Source organism: Streptomyces europaeiscabiei (genome assembly GCF_001550375.1).
Lineage (GTDB): Bacteria > Actinomycetota > Actinomycetes > Streptomycetales > Streptomycetaceae > Streptomyces > Streptomyces europaeiscabiei.
The window spans coordinates 1-4866 of the sequence record NZ_LRTR01000520.1 but is presented as its reverse complement, the minus strand read 5'-3'; the positions used below and the strand labels follow the sequence as shown (position 1 = coordinate 4866).

Sequence of the window (4866 nt, the reverse complement as noted above, 5' to 3'; positions counted from 1 at the left end):
GCGACCGCGCACACGGTCGCCGACAGCAGCCTCGGTCCGAGCGGCCGCAGCACCGGCACCGCCAGCACCGCGAAGCCGACCTCGCCCGCCAGCGCGCACACCGAGAAGGCGATGCCCAGGCCGTCCGTACGGCCCCATCCCTGGACGGTGAACGCGCCGGCCGCGACCAGCGACGCCCCGTAGAGGACCGGTCGTTGGGGACGTCGTCCCGCCAGCGACGGTACGAGGACGGCCACGACCACCGGGGCGCAGCCCACGAAGACCCCTGGCACCGCCGGTTCCGCCGTGCGTTCGGCGGCGAGCACGGCGATGTTGAAGCCGACCATGCCGACCGCCGCGAGCAGCCCCAGCCGCGCCCACTGGCGTGCGGTGAGACGACGCAGGGGTGCCGTGCCGCCCCGGCCGAGCAGCGGAAGCAGGAGGAGGCAGGCGAGGCCGTAGCGGAGGAACTGGCCACCCGCGTACGGGTAGTCGCCCAGGACGCTGTTGGCGGTGAAGGAGCCGCCGACGAGGACGCAGGCGAGGGCGGTGAGGAGGGCCCCGCGGAGGCTGGTGGCGTTCGGCGCCGTGGTGGTCGTGGCGGCGGCCTTCGTGGCGGCGGGTCGCGCGCTCGTGGCTTTCATGGTCGTGACGCTAGGGAGGCGGGCGGCCCGGTTTAAGGTCCACTTCCATGACGTCATCGGGGACCAATGCGCGGGACGGTGATCCCTCGGGGTCCGTCGCCTGGGCCGCCGCCTGGGAGTTGCTGCTGCCGGTCGCCGGCGCGCCCGCACGCGCGCGTGGGCGTACGTTGCAGGCGGCGCTGCGGGAGGCGATCCGGTCGGGGCGGCTCACGCGGGGCACGCGGCTGCCGTCGAGCCGGGAGCTGGCCGCCGATCTCGGGGTGTCGCGCGGGCTGGTGACGGAGGCGTACGAGCAGTTGGTCGCGGAGGGGTATCTGCGCAGCGGCCGGGGTGCCGGGACCTGGGTGGGCGCCGCCGTGCGGGCCGCCCCGCCACGCGCGCGTGATCTCGCTCCGCGTTCCCCCGGTTCCCGCGCCGACTTCGTGCCCGGGACACCTGACCTGTCGCTGTTCCCGCGTGCCGCGTGGGCGGCGGCCCAGCGCGGGGTGCTCGCGGAACTGCCCCACCAGGCGCTGGGCTACCCCGATCCGCGCGGACTGCCCAGGCTGCGTACCGCGCTCGCCGAACTGCTCGTACGCCGCCGGGGCGTGGTCGCCGACCCGGAGCGGATCGTCGTCGTCTCCGGGGTGGCCCAGGCCGCGACCCTGCTCGGATTCGTGCTCCACGCGCGCGGGATGGGCGTCGTCGGCGTCGAGGACCCGGGCAGCCCCGAGCACGGGACGCTGTACGCCGCCGCCGGGCTGGGCACCGTACCGCTGCCGTTGGACGGGGAGGGGCCCGCCCTCGGGCCGCTGCGGGAGTCGGGGGTGCGGGCGGTGGTGACGACGCCGGCGCATCAGTTCCCGTCGGGGATCGCGTACTCCGCGCGGCGGCGGGCCGAACTGCTCGACTGGGCGCGGGCGGTGGACGGGCTGATCGTGGAGGACGACTACGACGGGGACTTCCGCTACGACCGCGCGCCCGTGGGCGCCCTGCAGGGACTCGACCCAGAGCGGGTCGCGTACACCGGGTCCGTCAGCAAGTCCCTCGCGCCCGGGTTGCGGCTCGGCTGGCTCCTCGTACCGGCGTCGCTGGCGGAGGAGGTCGTCGAGCGCAAACGGACCATGGATCTCGGGCATCCCGTCATCGACCAGGCACTCTTCGCCCGGTTCGTGGAGCGGGGTGACTACGACCGGCAGTTGCGGCGGTGTCAGCGGGCGTATCGGGAGCGGCGTGACGCGCTGGTGTCCGCACTCGCCGAACACTTTCCCGGGGCGGATGTGTCCGGGATCGCGGCGGGGCTGCATGTCATCGTCTCGCTGCCCGATCGGTACGGGCCGCTCGACCGGTTCCTGGAGCGGGCGGCGGCTGCGGGCGTCGCGGTGCGGGGGCTGGCTCAGTACGGGCGGGTGCCGGACGAGGGGGTGCGGTTGGTTCTGGGGTACGCGCATCTGTCTCCGGTCCGGATACGGGAGGGGGTGGGGGTGCTGGCGTCGGCGGTCGGCTGACCCAGGGGCTTCTCGCCCCCGCCGCCCCTACCCGTCCCATCCCCAGGGGCTGCGCGCCCCTTCGGCCCCCGTCACAGACTCGGGGCCCCGCCCCGGACCCCGTCGCGCAGTTCCCCGCGACCCTGAGAACGGGGCGCGGGGAACTGCGCGGGACGCCCCCACCCACCCGCGCCCGACAACGCGCACGCCCTGCCGAGATCTCACGCGGCGTCGGTGCTTCCTCCGGCACCCGGTCAGTTGTTCACTTGTCGTTTCCGTGTGCGCTGCGGCGCACCAGTAGTTGTGGCTGTGCACATTGGCCGGATCCGTCACTGGAGGCGCATTCATGTCACACCGTCCGCCGAGTTCCCTGCCCGGTCGCCGCAGCGTGCTGCGCGGCTCGCTCGCCGCGTCGGCGGCACTGGCGCTGCCCGGTTCCGTCGCGCTCGGTTCGGTGCCGGCGCTCGCCCTGTCGGGGCGGCCCAACGCCGGCTGGGGTGTGCAGGCCGGGGACGTGAGCGCGCACTCCGGGCTGGTGTGGGTGCGGTCGGACCGTCCGGCGCGGATGATCGTCGAGACGTCCGCCACCGAGTCGTTCCGCAACCCGCGCAGATGGCACGGCCCGCTGCTCGGCGCCGGCACGGACTTCACCGGTACGACGCGGCTGCGCGGTCTGCCGTCGGGCGAGCAGATCCACTACCGGGTACTGCTCGCCGACCCGGACGACCCGCGCCGCACCGGCGAGCCGGTCACCGGCACGTTCCGTACGACGTCGCCGAAACGACGCTCCGGGGCGCGGTTCGTCTGGTCGGGCGACCTGGCCGGGCAGGGCTGGGGGATCAACCCCGATCGCGGCGGCTACCGCATCTTCGACGCGATGGGCGCGCTGGACCCGGACTTCTTCCTGTTCAGCGGTGACACGATCTACGCCGACGGCCCGATCGCGGCGACGGCGGCGCTCCCCGACGGCAGTACCTGGCGCAATGTCACCACCGAGGAGAAGTCCAAGGTCGCGGAGACGCTCGCCGAGTTCCGGGGCAACTTCCGCTACAACCTGCTGGACGAGAACCTGAAGCGGTTCAACGCCCAGGTCCCGGCGATCGTGCAGTGGGACGACCACGAGGTCACCAACAACTGGTACCCGGGCGAGATCCTCACCGACGCCCGGTACACCGAGAAGAGCGTGGACGTGCTGGCGGCACGGGCGCGGCGGGCGTTCAGCGAGTACTTCCCGATCTCCACACTGCGGCCGGGCGCCCGGGAGGGCCGGGTGCACCGTGTGCTGCGCCACGGCCCCCTGCTGGACGTGTTCGTGCTGGACATGCGGACGTACCGCAACGCCAACTCGCCCGGCACCCGGACCACCGACCCGGTGGGTATTCTCGGCGCCGAGCAGCTGCGGTGGCTCAAGCGGGAGCTGGCGCGGTCTCGCGCGGTGTGGAAGGTGATCGCCTCCGACATGCCGCTCGGTCTGGTCGTGCCGGACACGGGGGACGGTAAGCCGAACATCGAGGCCGTGGCGCAGGGCGACCCGGGCGCGCCGCTCGGGCGGGAGCTGCAGATCGCCGAGCTGCTGCGGTTCGTCAAGCACCGGAAGATCACCGGCACGGTGTGGCTGACGGCCGATGTGCACTACACCTCTGCGCAGCACTACCAGCCGTCGCGGGCCGCCTTCACCGACTTCGAGCCGTTCTGGGAGTTCGTCTCCGGCCCGCTCAACGCCGGTGCCTTCCCGGCGAACGCGCTGGACAACACCTTCGGCCCCGAGCGGGTGTTCGTGAAGGCACCGACCACGGCGAACGTGTCACCGGCGGGCGGCTACCAGTTCTTCGGCGAGGTCGACATCGACGGCCACAGCGGGGAGTTGACGGTACGGCTGCGGGAGCAGGACGGGACCGTGCTGTACACGAAGGTGCTGCAGCCGGGTCTCGTCGGTCAGTGACGCGTAGGGCGTGAGCCGATCGCCGCCCGCCGCCGTCCCGCCGATCAACGCCCGCCGCAGTCCCGCCGCCCGCCGATCGGCCGTATCGACAGCCCGTCGGCCCTCGCCTCACGGTCGCTTTTTCGCAGGTCAGGGTCGGTTGTCAGTGGTCGCTCCTACGGTCTTCCCATGACGCGATCCTTCCAGGCCGTGGCCTACACCCGACCCTCCGTGCTGGAGTCCGTGGCGGGCGGACACCGGCTGGGTCTCGAGACCTCGCGGGGTGCGACCCCGACGGGGGTCGAGGACCATCCGCGGTTCTTCACGGGCTTCCTGACCTCTCCTCAGGTGGCCGCCGCGGGGCTGCTGGCGGTGGCCGACGTGGCCGCGGCACGGTACTACCAGCAGCAGTCGCGGGCCTCGCTGGATCCGGTGGTGACGGGCAACGGGGACCGGCTGCGGTTCGAGTCGTTCTCGGGCTGCGGCGGGGTCTACGCCCGCCTGGACGTGCTGGAGCCGGGCCTCGACGGCGGCGAGGTCGGGCACGGCACGACCAATGTCGACGTCAACAACCCGTTGCGGGAGGCGCTGTCCCGGGTCGGCGGGGACGATCCGCTCCATCTGCGGGTCGGTCCGCAGGAGTTGGCGGTGACCACACTGGACGGTCCGGTGGTGGAGAAGAAAGTGCCGCTGCCGGACCGCTGGCTGCGCGGTTTCGCCGAGGCCCAGGTGATCGCGGCCGGGTTCGACCTGCGGGCCGAGCTGCCCGCCGCCGAGGCCGTGCGGTTCCTGCGGTCACTGCCACGTGGGGGCGCGCGCGGGGCCTCACGGGGCGCCCAGTGGGTCGTGCCCGCCG

Annotated in this window: 3 protein-coding genes and 1 pseudogene; 3 read left to right on the top strand and 1 reads right to left on the bottom strand. The window is 73.3% G+C overall.

Annotated features, from left to right (window positions below; genetic code table 11):
* On the bottom strand, positions 1-623 hold a 623-nt coding region (locus AWZ10_RS25610; protein WP_159058332.1), incomplete at its 3' end, for an EamA family transporter.
* Positions 624-670: 47 nt separating this feature from the next.
* On the opposite strand from AWZ10_RS25610, the gene pdxR reads away from it, so the two are divergent.
* The 3 genes and pseudogenes from pdxR to AWZ10_RS25595 all read left to right on the top strand — a co-directional run.
* Positions 671-2110, top strand: a complete 1440-nt coding sequence (gene pdxR, locus AWZ10_RS25605; protein WP_060892100.1) for a MocR-like pyridoxine biosynthesis transcription factor PdxR — start codon at positions 671-673, stop codon at positions 2108-2110.
* Positions 2111-2435: 325 nt separating this feature from the next.
* Positions 2436-4031 (top strand): alkaline phosphatase D family protein, encoded by a 1596-nt coding sequence (locus AWZ10_RS25600; RefSeq protein WP_060892099.1) that lies wholly within the window; start codon positions 2436-2438, stop codon positions 4029-4031.
* Positions 4032-4199: 168 nt separating this feature from the next.
* Positions 4200-4866, top strand: a pseudogene (locus AWZ10_RS25595) (SWIM zinc finger family protein); the annotation flags it as partial.